The sequence below is a fragment of the Streptomyces sp. R21 genome (genome assembly GCF_041051975.1).
In the GTDB taxonomy this organism is placed as follows: Bacteria; Actinomycetota; Actinomycetes; order Streptomycetales; family Streptomycetaceae; genus Streptomyces.
On the sequence record NZ_CP163435.1, the window covers coordinates 7,757,643 to 7,775,899 of the forward strand.

The 18,257-nt window shown below is 71.8% G+C and carries 18 protein-coding genes; 7 read left to right on the plus strand and 11 right to left on the minus strand.

All coding sequences use genetic code 11. From position 1 onward, the window contains the following. Nucleotides 1-27: 27 nt before the first annotated feature. Both AB5J56_RS34490 and AB5J56_RS34495 read left to right on the plus strand, forming a co-directional pair. Entirely contained in the window at nt 28-642 is a 615-nt protein-coding gene (locus AB5J56_RS34490; protein WP_369238559.1) for an RNA polymerase sigma factor, read from the plus strand. A 58-nt stretch (nt 643-700) separates the two neighbouring features. Further along, a complete protein-coding gene (locus AB5J56_RS34495; RefSeq protein WP_369238561.1) occupies nt 701-1,801 on the plus strand; it encodes a maleylpyruvate isomerase family mycothiol-dependent enzyme in 1,101 nt (366 codons plus the stop codon). Nucleotides 1,802-1,807: 6 nt separating this feature from the next. Here AB5J56_RS34495 and thpD read toward each other — a convergent pair whose 3' ends face one another. From thpD to AB5J56_RS34520, 5 genes are all read right to left on the minus strand, one after another. Further along, entirely contained in the window at nt 1,808-2,695 is an 888-nt protein-coding gene (thpD, locus tag AB5J56_RS34500) for an ectoine hydroxylase (protein ID WP_369238563.1), read from the minus strand. Nucleotides 2,696-2,700: 5 nt separating this feature from the next. Next, nucleotides 2,701-3,135, minus strand: a complete 435-nt coding sequence (locus AB5J56_RS34505) for an ectoine synthase (protein WP_369238565.1) — start codon at nt 3,133-3,135, stop codon at nt 2,701-2,703. Nucleotides 3,136-3,172: 37 nt separating this feature from the next. Then, nucleotides 3,173-4,444, minus strand: a complete 1,272-nt coding sequence (gene ectB / locus AB5J56_RS34510; protein WP_369238567.1) for a diaminobutyrate--2-oxoglutarate transaminase — start codon at nt 4,442-4,444, stop codon at nt 3,173-3,175. Beyond that, the gene (gene ectA, locus AB5J56_RS34515) at nt 4,441-5,010 is read right to left on the minus strand and encodes a diaminobutyrate acetyltransferase (RefSeq protein ID WP_369238569.1); all 570 of its coding nucleotides are present in this window, start codon (nt 5,008-5,010) and stop codon (nt 4,441-4,443) included. The genes ectB and ectA overlap by 4 nt, the downstream gene beginning before the upstream one ends. Before the next feature lie 392 nt (nt 5,011-5,402). After that, a complete protein-coding gene (locus tag AB5J56_RS34520; RefSeq protein WP_369242972.1) occupies nt 5,403-6,503 on the minus strand; it encodes an alanine--glyoxylate aminotransferase family protein in 1,101 nt (366 codons plus the stop codon). A gap of 195 nt (nt 6,504-6,698) precedes the next feature. On the opposite strand from AB5J56_RS34520, the gene AB5J56_RS34525 reads away from it, so the two are divergent. The 5 genes from AB5J56_RS34525 to AB5J56_RS34545 all read left to right on the plus strand — a co-directional run bounded on the left by AB5J56_RS34525 (nt 6,699) and on the right by AB5J56_RS34545 (nt 11,450). Next, complete coding sequence (locus tag AB5J56_RS34525) at nt 6,699-7,544, plus strand: transporter substrate-binding domain-containing protein (RefSeq protein WP_369238571.1); 846 nt, start codon at nt 6,699-6,701, stop codon at nt 7,542-7,544. Continuing rightward, on the plus strand, nt 7,541-8,374 hold the full coding sequence (locus AB5J56_RS34530) for an amino acid ABC transporter permease (RefSeq protein ID WP_369238573.1): 834 nt from the start codon (nt 7,541-7,543) through the stop codon (nt 8,372-8,374). The genes AB5J56_RS34525 and AB5J56_RS34530 overlap by 4 nt, the downstream gene beginning before the upstream one ends. Beyond that, nucleotides 8,371-9,177 carry an amino acid ABC transporter ATP-binding protein gene (locus tag AB5J56_RS34535; RefSeq protein ID WP_369238575.1) on the plus strand — a complete coding sequence of 269 codons (807 nt, stop codon included), beginning with the start codon at nt 8,371-8,373 and terminating at the stop codon, nt 9,175-9,177. Before AB5J56_RS34530 ends, AB5J56_RS34535 begins: the two co-directional genes overlap by 4 nt. A gap of 10 nt (nt 9,178-9,187) precedes the next feature. Further along, nucleotides 9,188-10,279 (plus strand): amidohydrolase family protein, encoded by a 1,092-nt coding sequence (locus tag AB5J56_RS34540; RefSeq protein ID WP_369238577.1) that lies wholly within the window; start codon nt 9,188-9,190, stop codon nt 10,277-10,279. Between the two features lie 265 nt (nt 10,280-10,544). Continuing rightward, a complete protein-coding gene (locus AB5J56_RS34545) occupies nt 10,545-11,450 on the plus strand; it encodes an SCO1860 family LAETG-anchored protein (protein ID WP_369238579.1) in 906 nt (301 codons plus the stop codon). Nucleotides 11,451-11,697: 247 nt separating this feature from the next. Here the strand turns inward: AB5J56_RS34545 and cobC are convergent, their stop codons facing one another. Genes cobC through cobM form a run of 6 tightly spaced genes read right to left on the minus strand, consistent with a single transcriptional unit; the run spans nt 11,698 to nt 18,171 of the window. Next, nucleotides 11,698-12,792, minus strand: a complete 1,095-nt coding sequence (cobC, locus tag AB5J56_RS34550) for an Rv2231c family pyridoxal phosphate-dependent protein CobC (protein ID WP_369238581.1) — start codon at nt 12,790-12,792, stop codon at nt 11,698-11,700. Beyond that, nucleotides 12,782-13,714, minus strand: a complete 933-nt coding sequence (locus AB5J56_RS34555; protein ID WP_369238583.1) for a sirohydrochlorin chelatase — start codon at nt 13,712-13,714, stop codon at nt 12,782-12,784. Before AB5J56_RS34555 ends, cobC begins: the two co-directional genes overlap by 11 nt. Next, a complete protein-coding gene (locus AB5J56_RS34560; RefSeq protein ID WP_369242974.1) occupies nt 13,711-14,340 on the minus strand; it encodes a precorrin-8X methylmutase in 630 nt (209 codons plus the stop codon). The genes AB5J56_RS34555 and AB5J56_RS34560 overlap by 4 nt, the downstream gene beginning before the upstream one ends. A gap of 5 nt (nt 14,341-14,345) precedes the next feature. After that, nucleotides 14,346-16,034 (minus strand): precorrin-3B C(17)-methyltransferase, encoded by a 1,689-nt coding sequence (gene cobJ, locus AB5J56_RS34565; protein ID WP_369238585.1) that lies wholly within the window; start codon nt 16,032-16,034, stop codon nt 14,346-14,348. After that, a complete protein-coding gene (gene cbiE, locus AB5J56_RS34570) occupies nt 16,031-17,350 on the minus strand; it encodes a precorrin-6y C5,15-methyltransferase (decarboxylating) subunit CbiE (RefSeq protein ID WP_369238587.1) in 1,320 nt (439 codons plus the stop codon). The genes cobJ and cbiE overlap by 4 nt, the downstream gene beginning before the upstream one ends. Then, nucleotides 17,347-18,171: a precorrin-4 C(11)-methyltransferase gene (cobM, locus tag AB5J56_RS34575; RefSeq protein WP_369238589.1), complete on the minus strand. Its 825-nt coding sequence runs from the start codon at nt 18,169-18,171 to the stop codon at nt 17,347-17,349. Before cobM ends, cbiE begins: the two co-directional genes overlap by 4 nt. Between the last annotated feature and the right edge of the window lie 86 nt (nt 18,172-18,257).

Below are 18,257 nucleotides of genomic sequence, written 5' to 3' on the forward strand. Positions count from 1 at the left end.
GCGGGAACGCTAGGAAGGCACCACGAGGTGGTGGTGCCGGTGGAGCCTACGGCCGAGAAGTCCGCGGAGCCGTACGTCGACGCGGAGCTGCATCGACGGCTGGTGTACGGCGACGAGTCCGCGCTGGGCGAGGTCTACGCCGCGTACGGCGGGCTGGTCCGGCGCGTCGCCGCCCGGGTCACGCGCAGCCCGGCCGCCGCCGAGGATGTGGCGCAGGAGGTCTTCGCCCAGCTGTGGAGCAGGCCGTACGCCTTCGACGCGCGCCGCGGCACGCTGCGCACCTGGCTGTCCATGCTCGCCCACCGGCGAGCCGTGGACTGGGTGCGCGGCGAGGCCCGGCACCGCAAGGCCGGCGCGGACGACGCGGCGCTGCACGCCATCCCCGACACCGGGCCCGGCCCCGACGAGACGGTCGTCGACCGCGAACGCTCGCTGCTGCTGCACACCGCCCTCGCCGAACTCCCGGCGCCCCAGCGCGAGGTGGTCCACCTCGCCTACTTCGCGGGCCGCACCTACCGCCAGGCCGCCGTCGAACTCGGCATCCCCGAGGGCACGGCCAAGACCCGGCTGCGCTCCGCCCTGCGCAAGCTGGCGGAATCCCTGGCGGACCCGCCGGACCCGGCGTGGGAGAGGGGCGCGTGATGGCGGCGCGGGCAGGATGCGGGACAGGACCGGCCACGCCTCGGAAGGGCGGCACGCGATGAGCACCGAGCACGACCACGTACGGGAGCTGCTGGCCGCCTGGGCCGTCGGCGCACTGCTGCCCGGGGACGAGAAGCGGGTCCCGCTGCACCTCGCGGAGTGCGAGTCCTGCGCCGCGGAGGCCGAACGGCTGCGCGAGACGGTACGGCTGCTGGACGGGCACCACCGGGCGGGCGGAGCCGCGTCCGGCGCCGCCGCGGGACACCCGACGGAGCTCGGCGGCGGCGCGGACCCCGTCATGGGCGGCGCCTCCCGTACCCACGCCAACGGCACCGCGAGCGTCCTCGCCCTCGCGCTGCGCTCCCGGCCCGCCGCCCCGCGGGTCGCCGCACACGCGGCGCCGTACGCCGGCGCGGTCTCCGGACTCCGGGCGCTGCTACGGGAGTTGGAGACTCACGGAGCCTGGGGGACCCCGGTCGTGCACGACTGGGACGTGCACGGCACCGTCGCCCATCTGATCGCCGCCGACGAACACCTGGCGCGACGGCTCGGGTTGGACACCCGGGTGCCGGACGCGCACGGCGCCGAGGAGGCGCCGTGGGAGGAGGCGTGGAGCGCCCGGACCGCCGACGTGATCGCGTACGAGCACGAGCGCGCCCCCGAGCAGACCGTCGCCACCTGGGCCGGGCAGGCGGCTGCGCTCCTCGCCACACCCGAGGCACGCGATCCCGAACTGGCCGCGCACGCGACGACGTTGATGGGCGTACGGCTGCCGGTAGCCGATCACTTCGTGGTGCGGGCCTTCGAGACGTGGATCCACACCGACGACATCGGCCGCGCACTCGGCCTGGCCGTGCCTCCGCCGCCCGACGCCCACCTGGGGCAGCTGGTCCGCCTCGCCGTCCGCATCCTCGGCCTGGCGCTGGGGCCCGCGGCGCCCCCGGTGCTCTTCGCGCTGGCCCGGGGAGGCGACGACGCCCAGTGGGTGCTGGGCTCCGAGGACGAGCCGGTGCGGGCCGAACTCGTCCTGGACCCGGTCGACTTCTGTCTCCTGGTGGGCGGACGGTACGCGCCCGAGGAGGTGCCGCGGGGCGCCACGGGCGACGCGGCCGCCGTACAGCAGGTGCTGGAGCGCGCCGCGTCGCTGGCGTGGCTGTGAGAGGCCCTACTTCACCGGCGTGAAGTCCCGAGCCCCGATGAACTCCGGTCGGCGCACCGGTGCAGCGAACGGCTCCACCGCCGCGTTGTCCACGCTGTTGAACACGATGAACACGTTGCTGCGCGGGAACGGGGTGATGTTGTCGCCCGAGCCGTGCATGCAGTTGCAGTCGAACCAGGTCGCCGAACCGGCCCTGCCCGTGAAGAGCTTGATGCCGTGCCGGGTGGCGAAGCGGGTGAGCGCCTCGTCGGACGGCGTGCCCGCGTCCTGCATCTGCAGGGACTTCTTGTAGTTGTCCTTCGGAGTGGCCCCCGCGCACCCGAGGAACGTCTTGTGCGACCCCGGCATGATCATGAGACCGCCGTTGGTGTCGTGGTTCTCGGTCAGCGCGATCGACACCGACACCGTCCGCATGTTCGGCAGACCGTCCTCGGCGTGCCAGGTCTCGAAGTCCGAGTGCCAGTAGAAGCCGCTCGCCCCGAACCCGGGCTTGACGTTGATCCGCGACTGGTGGACGTACACGTCCGAGCCGAGGATCTGCCGGGCCCGTCCGACGACCCGCTCGTCGCGCACCAGCCGGGCGAAGACCTCGCTGATCCGGTGCACCTCGAAGACGGAGCGGATCTCCTGCGTCGCCGGTTCGATGATCGACCGCTCGTCGGCGCGGATCGCCGGATCGGTGACCAGACGCTCCAACTCCTGCCGGTAGACGGCGACTTCGTCATCGGCGAGGAGGTCCCCTACCGCGAGGAAGCCGTCCCGCTCGAAGGACTGCAGGCCGGACACCTCGATGGGGCCGGGCGTGCCGGGGGCACCCCAGACGACCGGGTCCCGGCGGGGCACGGACACCTCGGTGGCGCCGCGGCTGGGGTACAGATCGGTGATGGTGGTCATGGGTCTCAGACCTCCTCGGGTTCGGTCAGATGGGGGTCCCCCCAGGCATTCGGCTCTGGGGGAGGGTAGACACCGTTCTCGTCGTGGTCCTCCCGTCCGGTCACGGGCGGATTGAAGACACAGATGCAGCGGAAGTCCTCCTTGATCCGCATCGTGTGCCGCTCGTGCCCGTCGAGGAGGTACATGGTCCCGGGCGTGATCGTGTACTTCTGCCCGGTCTCGTCGTCGGTGAGCTCGGCCTCGCCCTCGACGCAGACGACGGCCTCGATGTGGTTCGCGTACCACATCGACGTCTCCGTACCCGCGTACAGGATCGTCTCGTGCACGGAGAAGCCGACCCTCTCCTTGGCGAGGACGATGCGCTTGCTCTCCCAGGTACCGGACGCGGCCTTGACGTGCCGGTCGGTGCCTTCGATCTCCTGGAACGAACGGACTATCACGGTGGTGCGATGCCTCCTCGGCAGTCGGTTGCGTCGGTCAGACGGTTTCGCGGACGGCGCGGGCGAGGGTGCGCAGCCCTTCGTCCAGTTCTTCGGGGGTGATCGTCAGCGCGGGGAGCAGCTTGACGACCTCGCTCTCCGGGCCCGACGTCTCGATGAGCAGCCCGAGTTCGAAGGCGCGCTGCGCGATGCGCCCCGCACGGTCCTTCTCCTTGAACTCGATGCCCCAGACCAGGCCCCGGCCCCGGTACTCCTTCACGTCGGCGAGGTTCTCCTCGGTGATGGAGATCAGCGCCTGCTCGACCTGCTCGCCGCGGGCACGGGTCTGCTTCTCCATGGCGGAGCCGTCGGCCCAGTACGCCTCCAGCGCGGCGGCGGCCGTCACGAACGCGGGGTTGTTGCCGCGGAACGTCCCGTTGTGCTCGCCCGGCTCCCAGATATCCAGCTCGGGCTTGAACAGGCACAGCGACATGGGCAGTCCGTAGCCGCTGATGGACTTGGACACGGTGACGATGTCGGGCACGATGCCCGCCTCCTCGAAGGAGAAGAACGCCCCCGTCCGGCCGCAGCCCATCTGGATGTCGTCGACGATCAGCAGCATGTCCTGGCGCTCGCACAGCTCGGCGAGCGCGCGCAGCCACTCCGGGCGGGCGACGTTGATGCCGCCCTCGCCCTGCACGGTCTCGACGATCACGGCGGCGGGCTTGTTGAGCCCGGAGCCCTGGTCCTCCAGGAGCCGCTCGAACCACAGGAAGTCCGGGACCTGCCCGTCGAAGTAGTTGTCGAAGGGCATCGGCGTGCCGTGCACGAGCGGAATGCCCGCGCCGGCCCGCTTGAAGGCGTTGCCGGTCACGGCGAGCGAGCCCAGCGACATCCCGTGGAAGGCGTTGGTGAAGGACACGATGGCCTCGCGGCCCTTCACCTTCCGCGCCAGCTTCAGCGCGGACTCCACGGCGTTGGTGCCGGTCGGCCCGGGGAACATGACCTTGTACGGGAGATCGCGCGGTCGCAGCACCAGGTTCTGGAAGGACTCCAGGAAGGCGCGCTTGGCGGTGGTCGACATGTCGAGCCCGTGCGTGACGCCGTCCCGCTCCAGGTAGTCGATGAGCGCGCGTTTCAACACGGCGTTGTTGTGGCCGTAGTTGAGGGAGCCGGCGCCCGCGAAGAAGTCCAGGTACGCGTGGCCGTCCTCGTCGAACATCCGGCTGCCCTGCGCCCGGTCGAAGACGGTGGGCCATCCGCGGCAGTAGCTGCGCACCTCCGACTCCAGGGTCTCGAAGACACTCAGGTCGGGCTGGGTGATGGTCACAGCGAATCGCTCCTCGGCGAATGGGGGGTCTGCGGCAGGGGGCCGATGCGGTACAGGACTTCGGGGTCGTGCGGGCCGTCCGGGAACTGCCCTGTGTCGAACAGGACCTCACGCTCGACGGTGGCGCCGTGGCGTGCGGCGTACGAGGTGAACAGCCGCTCGGAAGCGGTGTTGCCCGGCGCGATGGTGGTCTCGAGGGCGGTCAGCGGCTGCTCGCCCGCGATGCGCGCGGTGAGCCCGTCGAGCATCGCCGCGGCGAGCCCGCGCCCGCGGTACGCGGCGTCGACGGCCACCTGCCACACCAGCAGGGTGCCCGGCCGGTCGGGGCGGACGTATCCGGTGACGAAACCCACCGGTGTCCCTTCGGTGTCGCGCGCCACCACCGAGGTGCCGGCGAAGTCACGGCACCAGAGCAGATAGCTGTACGAGGAGTTCAGGTCGAGAGTTCTGGAGTCCCTGGCGATGCGCCAGAGTGCGGCCCCGTCCGCCACCTCCGGACGGTCGGTCCGCAGGCCCTCCGGCATTTCCAGGAATTCCGCTTGCAGGTCTGCTTGTGCGGCGGTCATGCGGAGTGAATTTACCGAGGGAAAGTTCAAATTGCATCGCCGTACGGGGTTACGTGCGAAGCCCTCGTGTGTTATCACGCGGGCGCGCCCAGCCGCGCGGCGGGGTATCCATTGATACCGTTTTGCCCGGAAAATAGGGGCGAAAGCGGTCACCCTGTGGAGTGCGTCACAGGCATGTAACCGCCATGAGACCTGCCCGAATTACGTCGGTTGGCGTTCGCGAAATCTTTGCGTTTAGGGGCGAAGAAAGCGGGCAGAAGAATACGGGAAGCTACGCTCATTCAATATGCGGATAAGCGTGTGAAGAAGGTGAATGAATTCCTGTCGGGCAGGGGTCGGGAGTTTTGGCCCGTCCGGAATTTGGGGACGGGCCGTTGGTGCGACCGAACCCCCTACACCCAGACCTCCGCCACCGTGCGCCGTGCCCCCTCCAGGTCGACCGCCACCCCCGCCTCGGCCAGCGCGGCGCCCAGTGCCGCCAGGCAGGAGTGCACGACACCCCGGGTCGCATCGGGGCCGTAGTGGTTCACGCGGATCATCTCCTTCGCGAGCGCCCCGCCCCCCGCCACCAGCGGCAGCACCGGATCCGCGGCCAGCGCCCGCGCGACCAGATCGGACGCGTCGACGCCGACCGGCGCCCGCAGCGTCGTGGCGACGGGCGCCGCGTCCACCGCCTCGTACACATACGGCTCAAGCCCGCCGCCCAGCGCGAGCGCCCCCGCCCGGGTGGCCGCGGCGGCCGAGGCGTGGCGGGCCATCACCGCGGCCGCCCCCTCGCTCTCGATCCGCTCGACGCACGCCTCCAGCGCCAGCATCTCCAGCTGCGCCGGCGCATGCAGCAGCGTCTTGCGGCCGCCGTCGACCCACCGCTCCTTCCAGTCGAGGAGCGAGAGGTAGGACCGTCGCGGGGCGGCGGGATTGGCGGCCATCCGCGCCCAGGCCCGCTCGCTCACGGACACCGCCGACACGCCCGCGGGCCCGCCCATCGCCTTCTGCGCCCCGATCACGCACAGGTCGACACCCCACGCGTCCGGCAGCACGGGCTCGGCCCCGATCGAGGCGACCGCGTCGAGGTAGAAGAGGGCGCCGTGCTCCCGTACGACCTCACCGATCTCCGCGACGGGGTTGGTGTTCCCGGTCGCCGCCTCCGCGTGCACCAGCGACACGAAGTCGATCTCCGGGTGCGCGGCGAACGCCTCCCGGACCTGCGCGGCCGTGACCGCCGTGTGGAAGGGCACCGCCAGGTCGATCACGGTCGCCCCGCAGTCCCGCAGCCAGTTCCCGAAGGTCTGCCCGTACGGGCCGGTGATGACATTGAGCGCCGTCGTGCCGGGTCCGGCGGTCGCGCGGATGGCGCCCTCCAGGGGCAGCAGCGCCTCGCCCTGCATGATCACGACGTCCTGCTCGGTGGAGAGCAGTCGCGCCACACGGTCCTCGATGGCGGCGAAGTGCGCGGCGCTCAGCGGCGCCAGGTCCAGGAAGGGGTGGGTCACGGCGGTGCTCTCTTCGCTCACGGGATCGACGGTCGGATCCAGTCAGATCGACGGATCAGAGCGTAACCGGCGCTCCCCAGCCCCTTCGGACCGCCGAGTTCTGAGGCCATACGGCTCAGCAACCATGGGATTGATTTGAGGGACTCAAACAAATCCTTATAATCGGAACCCTCAGTTCCCTCACAGGAGGTCCCCGTGAACACGGTCCTCGGACGCCGGACACGCATTCTGGCCGCCACCACCGCGACGGCCGGGCTGCTGCTCGTGGCCGGCTGTACCTCGGACGACGGGGGCGGCAAGAAGACCGCGGCGGGCGGCGTCACGCTCGTCAAGGGCGGTCAGCTCACCACCTGCACCCACCTCCCCTACCCGCCCTTCCAGTCGGAGATCGACGGCAAGGTGCAGGGCTTCGACGTGTCGCTCATCGACCTCGTCGCCAAGGACCTCGGCGTGAAGCAGGTGGTCCTCGACACGCCCTTCGAGAACTTCAAGACGGGCGCGTTCCTCAACTCCGGCGAGTGCGACCTGGCCGCGGCCGGCATGACCATCACCGCCGAGCGCAAGAAGAACGTCGACTTCTCCGACCCGTACTTCGATGCCACCCAGGCCGTCCTGGTCGACAAGAAGAGCGGCATCAACTCCCTTGCCGACGTGAAGTCCAAGGGCGCGAAGCTCGGCGCGCAGGCGCAGACCACCGGCGAGGACTACGCCAAGAGCAAGGGCTTCGACCCGGTCTCCTTCGAGTCCTCCGACGCCGTCCTCAACGGACTGCGCACCGGCCAGGTCAAGGCCGTCATCATCGACTACCCGGTCGTCCAGGGCTGGTTGAAGGACAAGGCCAACGCGAGTGCCTTCAAGGTGGTGGACAACCTCAACACCGGTGAGCAGTACGGCTTCACGGTGAAGAAGGGCAACACCAAGCTCGTGGCCGCCATCAACAAGGCTCTGGGAGACGCCAAGGCCGACGGCACTTACAAGAAGCTGTACGAGAAGTGGATCGGCCCGTACAGCGAGACCGCGGCTTCCCCGTCTGCCTCATGACCTCGACCGACGTACAACTCCAGCCGAGGAAGAAGGGCCTGACCCGGCGTCAGAAGCGCCGCCTGTCGCGTGCTGTGCAGTACGTCGTCTTCGTCGCCGCCGTGCTCGCGTTCGCGTTCGGGGCCGACTGGGACCGGCTGCAGAACCAGTTCGCGCAGAAGGACATCGCGCGCCAGATGTTCCCGGACGTCATCACGCTGGCGCTGAAGAACACCGTGCTGTACACCGTGTCGGGGTTCGTCTTCGCGCTGGTGGTCGGCCTGGTGGTCGCGCTGATGCGGCTGTCGTCGGTCGGCCCCTACCGCTGGGTCGCCGGTGTCTACATCGAGATCTTCCGTGGCCTGCCCGCCCTGCTGATCTTCATCTTCATCGGCGTGGGCGTCCCGCTGGCCTTCCCGGGCACGGAGATCGTCGGCGGGACCTACGGCAAGGCCGCCATCGCACTCGGCCTGGTCGGGGCCGCGTACCTGGCGGAGACGTTCCGCGCCGGCATCCAGGCGGTGCCCAAGGGGCAGATGGAGGCGGCCCGTTCGCTCGGCTTCTCGCCCGCCCGGGCCATGATCTCGATCATCATCCCGCAGGCGTTCCGGATCATTCTCCCGCCGCTGACCAACGAGTTCGTGATCCTCTTCAAGGACTCCTCCCTGGTCCTGCTCCTCGGCGTCACCCTGGAGGAGCGCGACCTGTCCAAGTACGGTCGCGACCTGGCCAGTACGACCGCCAACTCCACGCCGATCCTCGTCGCCGGCCTGTGCTACCTGCTGGTGACGGTCCCGCTCGGCTTCGTCGTACGCCGCCTGGAGGCGAAGGCCCAGGAGGCCGTGACATGAGCCGACCCGAGATCGAAGTACGGGACCTGCACAAGTCCTTCGGCGACAACGAGGTGCTGCGCGGCATCGACCTGGAGATCGGACAGGGCGAGGTGGTGTGCGTCATCGGCCCGTCCGGCTCCGGCAAGTCGACGCTGCTGCGCTGCGTGAACCTCCTGGAGGAGCCCACCAAGGGCCAGGTCTTCGTCGGCGGCACCGAACTCACCGACCCCGACGTCGACATCGACGCCGTACGCCGCCGTATCGGCATGGTCTTCCAGCAGTTCAACCTCTTCCCGCACCTCACGGTGACCGAGAACCTCACGCTGCCGCAGCGCCGGGTGCTTCGGCGGGACAAGGCGGAAGCCGCGAAGGTGGCCGCCGAGAACCTGGAGCGCGTGGGCCTGTCGGAGAAGGCGGACGCCTACCCCGCCTCCCTCTCCGGCGGCCAGCAGCAGCGCGTGGCGATCGCGCGCTCGCTGTCGATGGGCCCCGGGGTGATGCTCTTCGACGAGCCCACCTCCGCGCTCGACCCGGAACTCGTCGGCGACGTCCTCGCGGTCATGCGGATGCTCGCGAACGAGGGCATGACGATGATGGTCGTGACGCACGAGATGACGTTCGCGCGCGAGGTCGCCGACCGCGTCCTCTTCATGGACGGCGGCGTGATCGTCGAGGACGGCAACCCGGCACAGGTGATCGGCAACCCGGCCCACGAGCGCACCCGGCACTTCCTGTCCCGGCTCCTCGACCCCGCCATGGCGGACGTGGAGGAGGAGACGTCGGACCAGGTCGGAAAGGACGAGGGGAACCCCGCTCACTAAAGTTCCCCGTATGAGCGATCGCACGGTGCTGCACGTGAAGGGACGGGTGCTCGTCGGACCCGACGACATCCGGGACGAACTCTGGGTCGTCGGCGGGAGAATCTCCTACGAGCGCCCCGCCGGCGCCCGCGACGTCCGCACCGTCGAGGGCTGGACGCTGCCCGGCCTTGTCGACGCGCACTGCCATGTCGGCCTCGACTCGCACGGCCCGGTCCCGGACGACGTCTCCGAGAAGCAGGCCCTGACCGACCGCGAGGCCGGCACCCTGCTCATCCGGGACGCGGGCTCACCGTCCGACACCCGCTGGATCGACGACCGCGAGGACCTCCCGAAGATCATCCGTGCGGGCCGCCACATCGCCCGCACCCGCCGCTACATCCGCAACTACGCCTGGGAGATCGAGCCCGAGGACCTCGTCGCGTACGTCGCCCAGGAGGCCCGGCGCGGCGACGGCTGGGTGAAGCTGGTGGGCGACTGGCTCGACCGCGGCACGGGCGACCTGGGCGCCTGCTGGCCCCGCGGGGCTGTCGAGGCCGCGATCGCCGAGGCGCACCGGCTGGGCGCGCGGGTGACCGCGCACTGCTTCGCCGAGGAGTCCCTGCGGGACCTGGTCGAGGCGGGCATCGACTGCATCGAGCACGCGACCGGCCTGACCGAGGAGACCATCCCGCTCTTCGCCGAGCGCGGTGTCGCCATCGTCCCCACCCTCGTGAACATCGCGACCTTCCCGCAGCTCGCGGCCGGCGGCGAGGCGAAGTTCCCGCGCTGGTCGCAGCACATGCGGCGACTGCACGAGCGGCGCTACGACACCGTGCGTGCCGCCTACGACGCCGGGATCCCCGTCTACGTCGGCACCGACGCGGGCGGCTCTCTCGCGCATGGCCTCGTCGCCGGTGAGGTCGCCGAACTCGTCACCGCCGGGATCCCGCCCGTCGAGGCGCTGTCCGCCACCGCGTGGGGCGCCCGCCGGTGGCTGGGCCGCCCGGGCCTCGACGAGGGGGCACCCGCGGACCTCGTGGTCTACGACGGGGACCCGCGGGCGGACGTACGGGTGCTCGCGGCACCGAGCCGGGTGGTGCTGAACGGGCGGGTCGTGAGCTGACGCCGCATGGGACTCGCGTTGACGGAGCGTTACCCCTGGCCGAAACGCGTCGTTGTGCACTCCGTTTCGTGTGCCGGGGCGTCAACCGGCGCCCTCGCACAGAAGGGGGTACGGGAGTGATGCCGGGGAACATCCGTGCCGGGAGAATCGAAAAGGTTCACGGAAACCCCACGATGGGGTGAAGTCACACAGGATTGCTGACTGTTCACTCTGAGTGCGTAATTCTTTGCGGGTCCCAAGCTTTTCTCTTATGGGGGTCCCACCCTTGAACAGCAACAACTTCCGCATGCCCGCACGCCGTTTCGCAGCCGCAGCGGCTGCCACCGTCCTCACCGCGGGTCCCGCTGTGCTGGCCGGTGCGGGCTCCGCCCACGCGACCACCGACCACGGTCGCGCGAGCGCCGTCGTGCTGCGCACCGGGCTCGACGTGTCCCTGCTCAACAAGTCCGTGAACGTCCCGCTCGCGCTCTCGCTCAACGAGGTGCAGGCTCCGGCCAGCGCCGAGAAGACCGCGCTCTCCGCCCAGTTGGACGGTGTCGACGGCGGAAAGCCCTTCAGCGTCCTGCGCGCGGACGTCGCCACCGCGCACGCGACCGTCACCTCGACCAGGGCCGAGGGCTCCACGCACCTCGCCCACGCGGCGCTCCATGTCCCCGGGCTGCCGCTCCTCTCGCTCATCGAGGTCGAGCAGGTGACCTCGAAGGCGACGTGCGAGGCGGGCAAGAAGCCCGTCGCCTCCGCGAACCTGCTGGGCTCGGTCACCGTCCTCGGCAAGAAGGTGACCCTGAGCGTCGGCGGCCCCACCGAGGTGAAGGTGCCCGGCGTCGGAGAGGTCCGCCTCGACCTCTCCAAGACGCAGACCACCACCCGTACGGCGGCCGCCTCCGCACTCGAACTCAAGGTCTCCATCAACCCGTTGAAGCTGAACGTCGCCGAGGTGGAGGGGACGGTGACGTTGGCGGCGGCCACCTGCGAAGCCCCGGTCGTGGAGGCGAAGACCGCGCCGGGCGCCGACCCCGCGGCCGATGTGCGGCCGCAGGGCGAGCCCGCGCAGGCGGGGCTCGCCGAGACCGGGGGGTCGTCGATGACGCCGTACATCGCCGGCGGTGCGGTGGTGCTGCTCGCGGGCGGTGGGGGAGCGGTGCTGCTGGCGCGCCGGGGCCGCGGCTGACCGGGGGCTTTCTTCGCCCCCTCCGCCCCTACCCTTCCCGTTGTCCTGGGGGCTGCGCCCCCTTTCCCCCTGCATCGCGCTGACGCGCTCGTCCTCAAACGCCGGACGGGCTGAATAGCCCGTCCGGCGTTTGAGGACGAGGCCGTTCAGGCCGATAGCGGGGGTCTGGGGGCGCAGCCCCCAGGTTCGGGTCGGGTAGGGGCGGAGGGGGCGAAAACCCCGTAGGGCCCCCGGCCCCCGCCCCCACTCACCCTCCCGCCAAAGTGACCGCCCGATCCAACGCCTGCAAGAACCGATTCACCGTGGCCCGGTCCCTGACCGCGAGGCGTAGCCACTCGTTCCCCAGCCCGGGGAACGTGTCCCCGCGCCGCACGGCGAAGCCGAGGGTGCGGAGGTGGCCGCGGACGGCCGCCGCCCGAGGGAGCCGTACGAGCACGAACGGCCCCTCGGCAGGCTCGACGACCTGCAACCCGTCGGAGTCGAACTCCCGCAGCCCCGCCACGAGATGCGCACGATCCGCAGCCGCACGGTGCGCCGCGTGCGCAGCCTCCGCGAGAGCCCGAGGGGACATGCACACCTCCGCCGCCGCCAACGCGGGCGTGGACACCGGCCACAACGGCTGCGCCCGCTCCAACTCCGCCACCGTCTCCGGCGCAGCCAGGACGTACCCGATCCGCAACCCCGCGAGACCCCATGTCTTCGTGAGACTGCGCAACACCACCAGACCGGGCACATCCACCCGCCCGGCAAGGGCTTCCCGCTCACCCGGCACCGCGTCCAGGAACGCCTCGTCGACCACCAACGTCCGCCAGGGCCGGGCGAGTGAGGCGATGGACGCGGCCGGATGCAGGACCGACGTCGGATTGGTCGGGTTGCCGATCACGACCAGGTCGGCCTCCTCGGGGACGTCCGCAGGGTCGAGCCGGAAGCCGTCCTCCGCACGGAGCAGCACCCGGTCGACGGTGTGCCCGGCGTCCCGCAGGGCGGCCTCGGGCTCGGTGAACTGTGGGTGCACGACCACCGGCCGGCGGACCTTCAGGGCGCGGGCCAGCAGGACGAAGGCCTCCGCGGAACCCGCGGTGAGCAGCACCCGCTCCACGGGCAGCCCGTGCCGCGCCGCCACCGCGGCCCGCGCGGCCCGCCCGTCGGGGTACGCGGCGAGACCGCCCAGCGACTCGGCGATCCGCTCGCGCAGCCACACCGGAGGCGTGTCCGCGCGGACGTTCACGGCGAGATCGACCAGCGCGGACCCCTCGTCCCGCACTTCAGCGTCCCCGTGGTGGCGAAGATCGTGCGCGCTGCCGATCTCCCCGTCCGGGTCCTCGACTCCCTCAGTGCGCATGGGAGTGCGCATGCCCGTGGTGCCCGTGTCCATGCCCGTGGTGATGGCCGTCGTCGTCCGGGTGGAAGTGCGGCTGCTGCGGCAGGCCGACCTTGTCCTCGAAGCCGGGCAGCGCGATGCGGTACACGCACGAGTCGCAGTTCATCCGCAGGTCGCCCTTGACCGCCTCGCGGTAGCGCTCCATCACCAGGTCGAGCAGCTCCGGCTCCGGGCCGATGACATCGGCGGAGCGCACCTCGACCTCCGGGTGGGCGGCCGCCCAGCCCTCGGTCTGCTGCCGCACCCGGTCCGGGAGGATCCCGGTGAACAGGAAGTACGGCAGGACGACGATGCGGCGCGCGCCCAGCTTGACGCAGCGGTCCAGCCCCGACGGCACGTCCGGCGCGGCCAGCGACACGAACGCCGTCTCCACGCCCGCGTACCCCCGGCCCTCCCACAGCAGCCGCGCCGCCTTGTGCACCTCGGCGTTGGCGTCCGGGTCGGTGGAGCCGCGGCCGACCAGCAGCACGGTCACGTCGGCCCGGTCCTCGGGGGTGCGGGCCCCGCCGCCCAGCGCCTCGTCGAGCCGCCGCTCCAGCACGTTCAGCAGCGACGGGTGCGGGCCCAGCGGGCGGCCGTACGTGTACGAGATGCCGGGGTGCCGCTCCTTCTCGCGGGACAGCGCCGCCGGGATGTCTCCCTTGGCGTGTCCGGCGGACACCAGCATCAGCGGAACGGCCGCGAACCGGCGTACGCCCCGCTCCACGAGCTCGGCGACGGCGTCACCCAGCGGCGGCGGGGACAGCTCGATGAAGCCGCCCGCGACGGGCAGTTCGGGGTGACGGCGCCCCAACTCCCGTACGAAGTCACGGAAGGCCTCGGCTCCGGCCTCGTCCCGGGTGCCGTGGCCGGCGACGAGCAGGGCGGGGGGAGGGGTAGTCACGAAAGCTCCTTGGAGGCGGATACGGGGTGGTACAGGAGGGCGTTGAGTGCGGCCGCGGCGACCGCGGAACCGCCCTTCTCGGACACGTTGCTGACAGCGGGCAGCCCGCTCTCGCGCAGCGCGGCCTTGGACTCGGCCGCGCCGACGAAACCGACAGGCAGACCGATGACGAGCGCCGGATCGGCGTTCAGGGTGAGGAGTTCCTCCAGGGCGGTCGGCGCGCAGCCGATCACCCAGAGAGCGCCGGGCCCGACCTGCTCGTAGGCGAGCCGGATCGCGTGCGCCGAACGGGTCAGCCCCGGGCCGGACCTGGCGTCCCTGAGACGGCAGACGGTGTCGCGCCGGGTGATCCCGGCGGCCACCATCTCGACGTCCACGACGACCGGCGCGCCGCCGTGCAGGGCCGCGTGCGCCCTCTCCAGCGCGCCCTCGTCGGTGACGAGGTCGGCCGCGTAGTCGAGGTCGGCCGCGGAGTGGATGACCCGCTCCACGACCGCGCGCGTCAGCGGCGCGAAGTGCGCGGTGTCCAGGCGGGCGCGCAGCCGCCGGAAGGACTCCTGCTCGATGGGGTGCACGACCCGCTGCTCGGGCGCGAACTCCGCGCTCGCCGGGCCGACTTGGCTCACCTGGGTCACTTGGGCTCCTCCTGCCAGCGGTAGCCGCGCGGTGTCACCATGCGCCCGGCGATCTCACGGGTCGCCGTGTTGCCCACGGTCACGACCGTCATCATGTCCACCGTCGCCGGATCGAGTCCTGCCAGCGTGGTGAGACGGCTGGATTCATCCGCCCGCGAGGCGTTGCGCACGACACCCACCGGCGTCGTCGGCTCCCGGTGCCCGGCGAGGATCGCGAGGGCCTTCGGGAGCTGCCAGTCGCGGCCCCGGCTGCGCGGGTTGTAGAACGTCACGACGATGTCGGCCTCCGCGGCGGCCCGCACCCGCCGCTCGATGACCTCCCAGGGAGTGTGCAGGTCGGAGAGGCTGATCGACACGTGGTCGTGGCCGAGCGGCGCGCCCAGGATCGCCCCGGCCGCGAGCGCCGCCGTGACGCCGGGCACGCCGACCACGTCGATGTCGTCGGACGCCTCCGCGAGCGCGGGCGACGCCATCGCGTACACGCCCGCGTCACCGCTGCCGATCAGCGCCACGGCCTGTCCGCGCCGCGCCTCGGCCACCGCCGTACGCGCCCGCTCCTCCTCCGCGCCCAGCCCCGATTCCAGGATCCGGGTGCCGGGGCGCAGCAGATCGCGGATCTGGTCGACGTACTGGTCGAGCCCGACGAGCACCGAGGCCCGCCGCAGCTCCTCCTTGGCGCGCGGCGTGAGCAGATCGCGTGCGCCGGGGCCGAGCCCGACGACGGCCAACCGGCCGCGCGCCGTCCGCCGTACGACTGCGCAGGTCGCCATCGCGGGCCCCTCCGCACGCTCCGACTTCCGCTTGGGCACGAGGAGTTCACCCCCGCGCACCAAGGCGGCGGCCTCCGCCACGGACGGTGTGCCCACGGCGGCGAGCGGCGCGTCCGAGGGGTTCGGGACGTCGACGGCAGCCAACTCCTCGGCGGTGTACGTCACCACGGGCACCCCGAGCCGCTCGGCCGCCCCGACGATGCCGGGCTCCTCGGCCTTCGCGTCGACGGTCGCCAGCTCGGCGACGGACCGCACGGACAGCCCCGCGTCCCGCAGGGCGGCCTCGACGAGCCCCGACACCTCGCCCACGGGAGCGCCCTTGGAGGCGCCGACCCCGACGACGAGGGACGGCGGCCGCAGCACGACCTCCTGTTCTGCGGGCTGCACGAGCCGATCGGTGACGCGAATCATGTACGCCCCGTGATCCGCGACCGGTAGTGGAGGCAGCGGCCACGCCAACTCGGCGTCCAGGGCGACCGGTTCACCGTCGAGCAGTGCCCGGGTCACCCCGGCGACATCGCCCTCGACCGGGAAGCCCAGCGTGTCCAGGCCCGGCACGCCCACCGCGTCGGTCGCCGTGGTCACCACCGGCTCGGCGCCGAGCAACTCACCCACCTCGCGGGCGAGTTCGTTGGCGCCACCGCCGTGGCCGCCGACCAGGGACACCGCGAACCGGCCCGCCTCGTCGACGCACACGACGCCGGGGTCGGACGTCTTGTCGCCGAGCAGCGGCGCGACCAGCCGCACCACGGCCCCCGTGGCGAGGAAGCACACGAGCTGCTCGCACTCCGCGAAGGCGCGCTCGACGGCGTCCCGTACCGGGCCGTCGTAGACCCGGGTGCGGGCGGGCCAGGCCGCGACCAACCGGTCACGGGCCGCGGCGCCCGCCGCAGTCGCGGAGATGAGGCCGATCACAGGGAGACTCCTTCACTGGAACTGCTCGAACTGCTCGAACTACCGGCAGCACTGGGGCTGCTGGAACCGGGTGCCGGGAGCCGTACGCCCCACAGCAGGAACACGGGGTTGGTGGCCGCGAGCCGGCTGACCTCGCCCGGCAGCGGTGCGAGCCGCGACGACTGGAGCAGCACGCCGTCGCAGTCGAACCCGGCGCCGATGAGCGCGTCCCGGGCCGCCGGGACCCGGTCGAGCGCGGCCATGGCCACCACGACCGACCGCCGGGCGCGCCGCGCGCAGGCCATGACGATGGCGGGCAGCTCGCGGCCGCCGCCGCCGATGAACACGGCGTCGGGGTCCGTCAGATCGGTCAGTACGGTGGGCGCCGCCCCGTGCACGACGTGCACGTCCACGCCGTGCGCGGCGGCGTTGGCGCGGATCCGGTCCACTCCGTCCCGCGTCTTCTCGATCGCGGTGACGGCGGCGCCGAACCGCGCGCACTCGACGGCGACCGAACCGGACCCCGCGCCCACGTCCCAGATCAGATCGCCGAGCCGCGGACCGATCCGGGCCAGCGCCAGCGCCCGTACCTCGAACTTGGTGATCATCGAGTCCCGGTGCGTGAACTCGGCCTCGTCCAGGGCCCAGCGGTCGGGCCCCGAAGGCGGTCCGGCGACCGTGCGGGCCGGTGCCAGAGCGCGCGACTCGTCCAGGCACAGCACGACACTCACCGCGGATCCCCAGTCGCGGGCCGCGGCCTCGGCGGGCGTGACCCGCTCCACGCGCTCGTGCTCGGGGTCGCCCAGGGCGCTCGCGACGACGAAGACGCGCTCGCCGGAGCGGTAGGCGAGGCCGGCGCCCAGTTCGGCGGGCCCGGCGCCGGGGCCGGTCAGCACCGCCACCTTCGGGTGCGACCGGCAGGCGTGCAGGGCGGTCCGCAGGTCACGCCCGTGGGCGCTCACCACGACCGCGTCGTCCCAGGGCAGCCCGAGCCGCGCGAAGGCGGTGGCGACGGACGACACACCCGGCCGTACGTCCAGCCGGTCGGCGCCGAAGCGCTCGGCCAGCGCCCGCACGATCCCGAAGAACCCGGGGTCCCCGGAGGCGAGCACGACCACCCGCTGCCCCTCCTGGGGCTTCTCCGCCTTTTCCACGTGTCGCTCGATCGCGTCCAGGGCGGGAGCGAGCGGCCCGAGCACGATCCGCTCCGCCGCGTCCGGCGGCCGCGCGGCCTCCAGATGCCGCCGGGCGCCCACCACGAGCCCGGCCTCGGCAAGGGCGGACTCGGCGTCCCGGGACAGGGGCGCCCCCGTCCCCGTACCGACGACGGTGATCACGACGGACTGCCCTTCCGCGCCGCGCGCAGCTCGGCGCGCGCCTGCGGGTCGGCCTTGCGGAAGCCGTGGAAGTGGCCGGGGTGGTAGAGGTGCGAGCGGGTGCCGCTCGCGTCGAGGGCCGGGCCGACCAGGAACAGCGTGTGCTTCCAGAGCTTGTGCTCCTTGACCGTCTCCTCGAGCGTCTCGATCGTGCACCGCACGATCAGCTCCTCCGGCCAGGTCGCCTGGTACGCGACCACGACCGGCGTCGAGGTCGGATAGCCGCCCTCCAGCAACTCCCGCACGAGCTGCCCGCTGCGCGCCGCCGACAGGAACAGCGCCATGGTCGTGCCGTGCCGGGCGAACTCCCGCACCTCCTCGCCGGGCGGCATCGGCGTCTTGCCGCCGCCCAGCCGGGTGAGGATGACGGACTGCGCGACCTCGGGAATGGTCAGCTCGCGCTGCGCGAGCGCGGCGACGGCGGAGAAGGAGGAGACGCCGGGGATGATCTCGGTCTCGACGTCGATCTCCGCGCACCGGTCGAGCTGCTCCTGGGTGCCGCCCCACAGGGCCGGGTCGCCGGAGTGGATCCGGGCGACCTTCAGCCCCTCGGTCGCGGCCCGCTCGTACACGGCGACGACGTCCTCCAGGGACATGGTCGCCGAGTCCAGGATCTCCGCGCCCTCGCGCGCGTGGTCGAGGACCTCCGCCTGCACCAGGCTGGCCGCCCAGATCACGACGTCGGCCTCGGCGATGGCGCGCGCGGCACGGAACGTCAGCAGGTCGGCGGCGCCGGGGCCGGCACCGACGATGGTCACCTTGCCGGTGGGGGCATCGGCCATGGAATTCGGTCCTCTCTCACAACTCTTACGAGCGGGCTCTCAGGCCCCGTCTCTTACGAGCAAAAGCAACAAGTCAGTGCGTGATC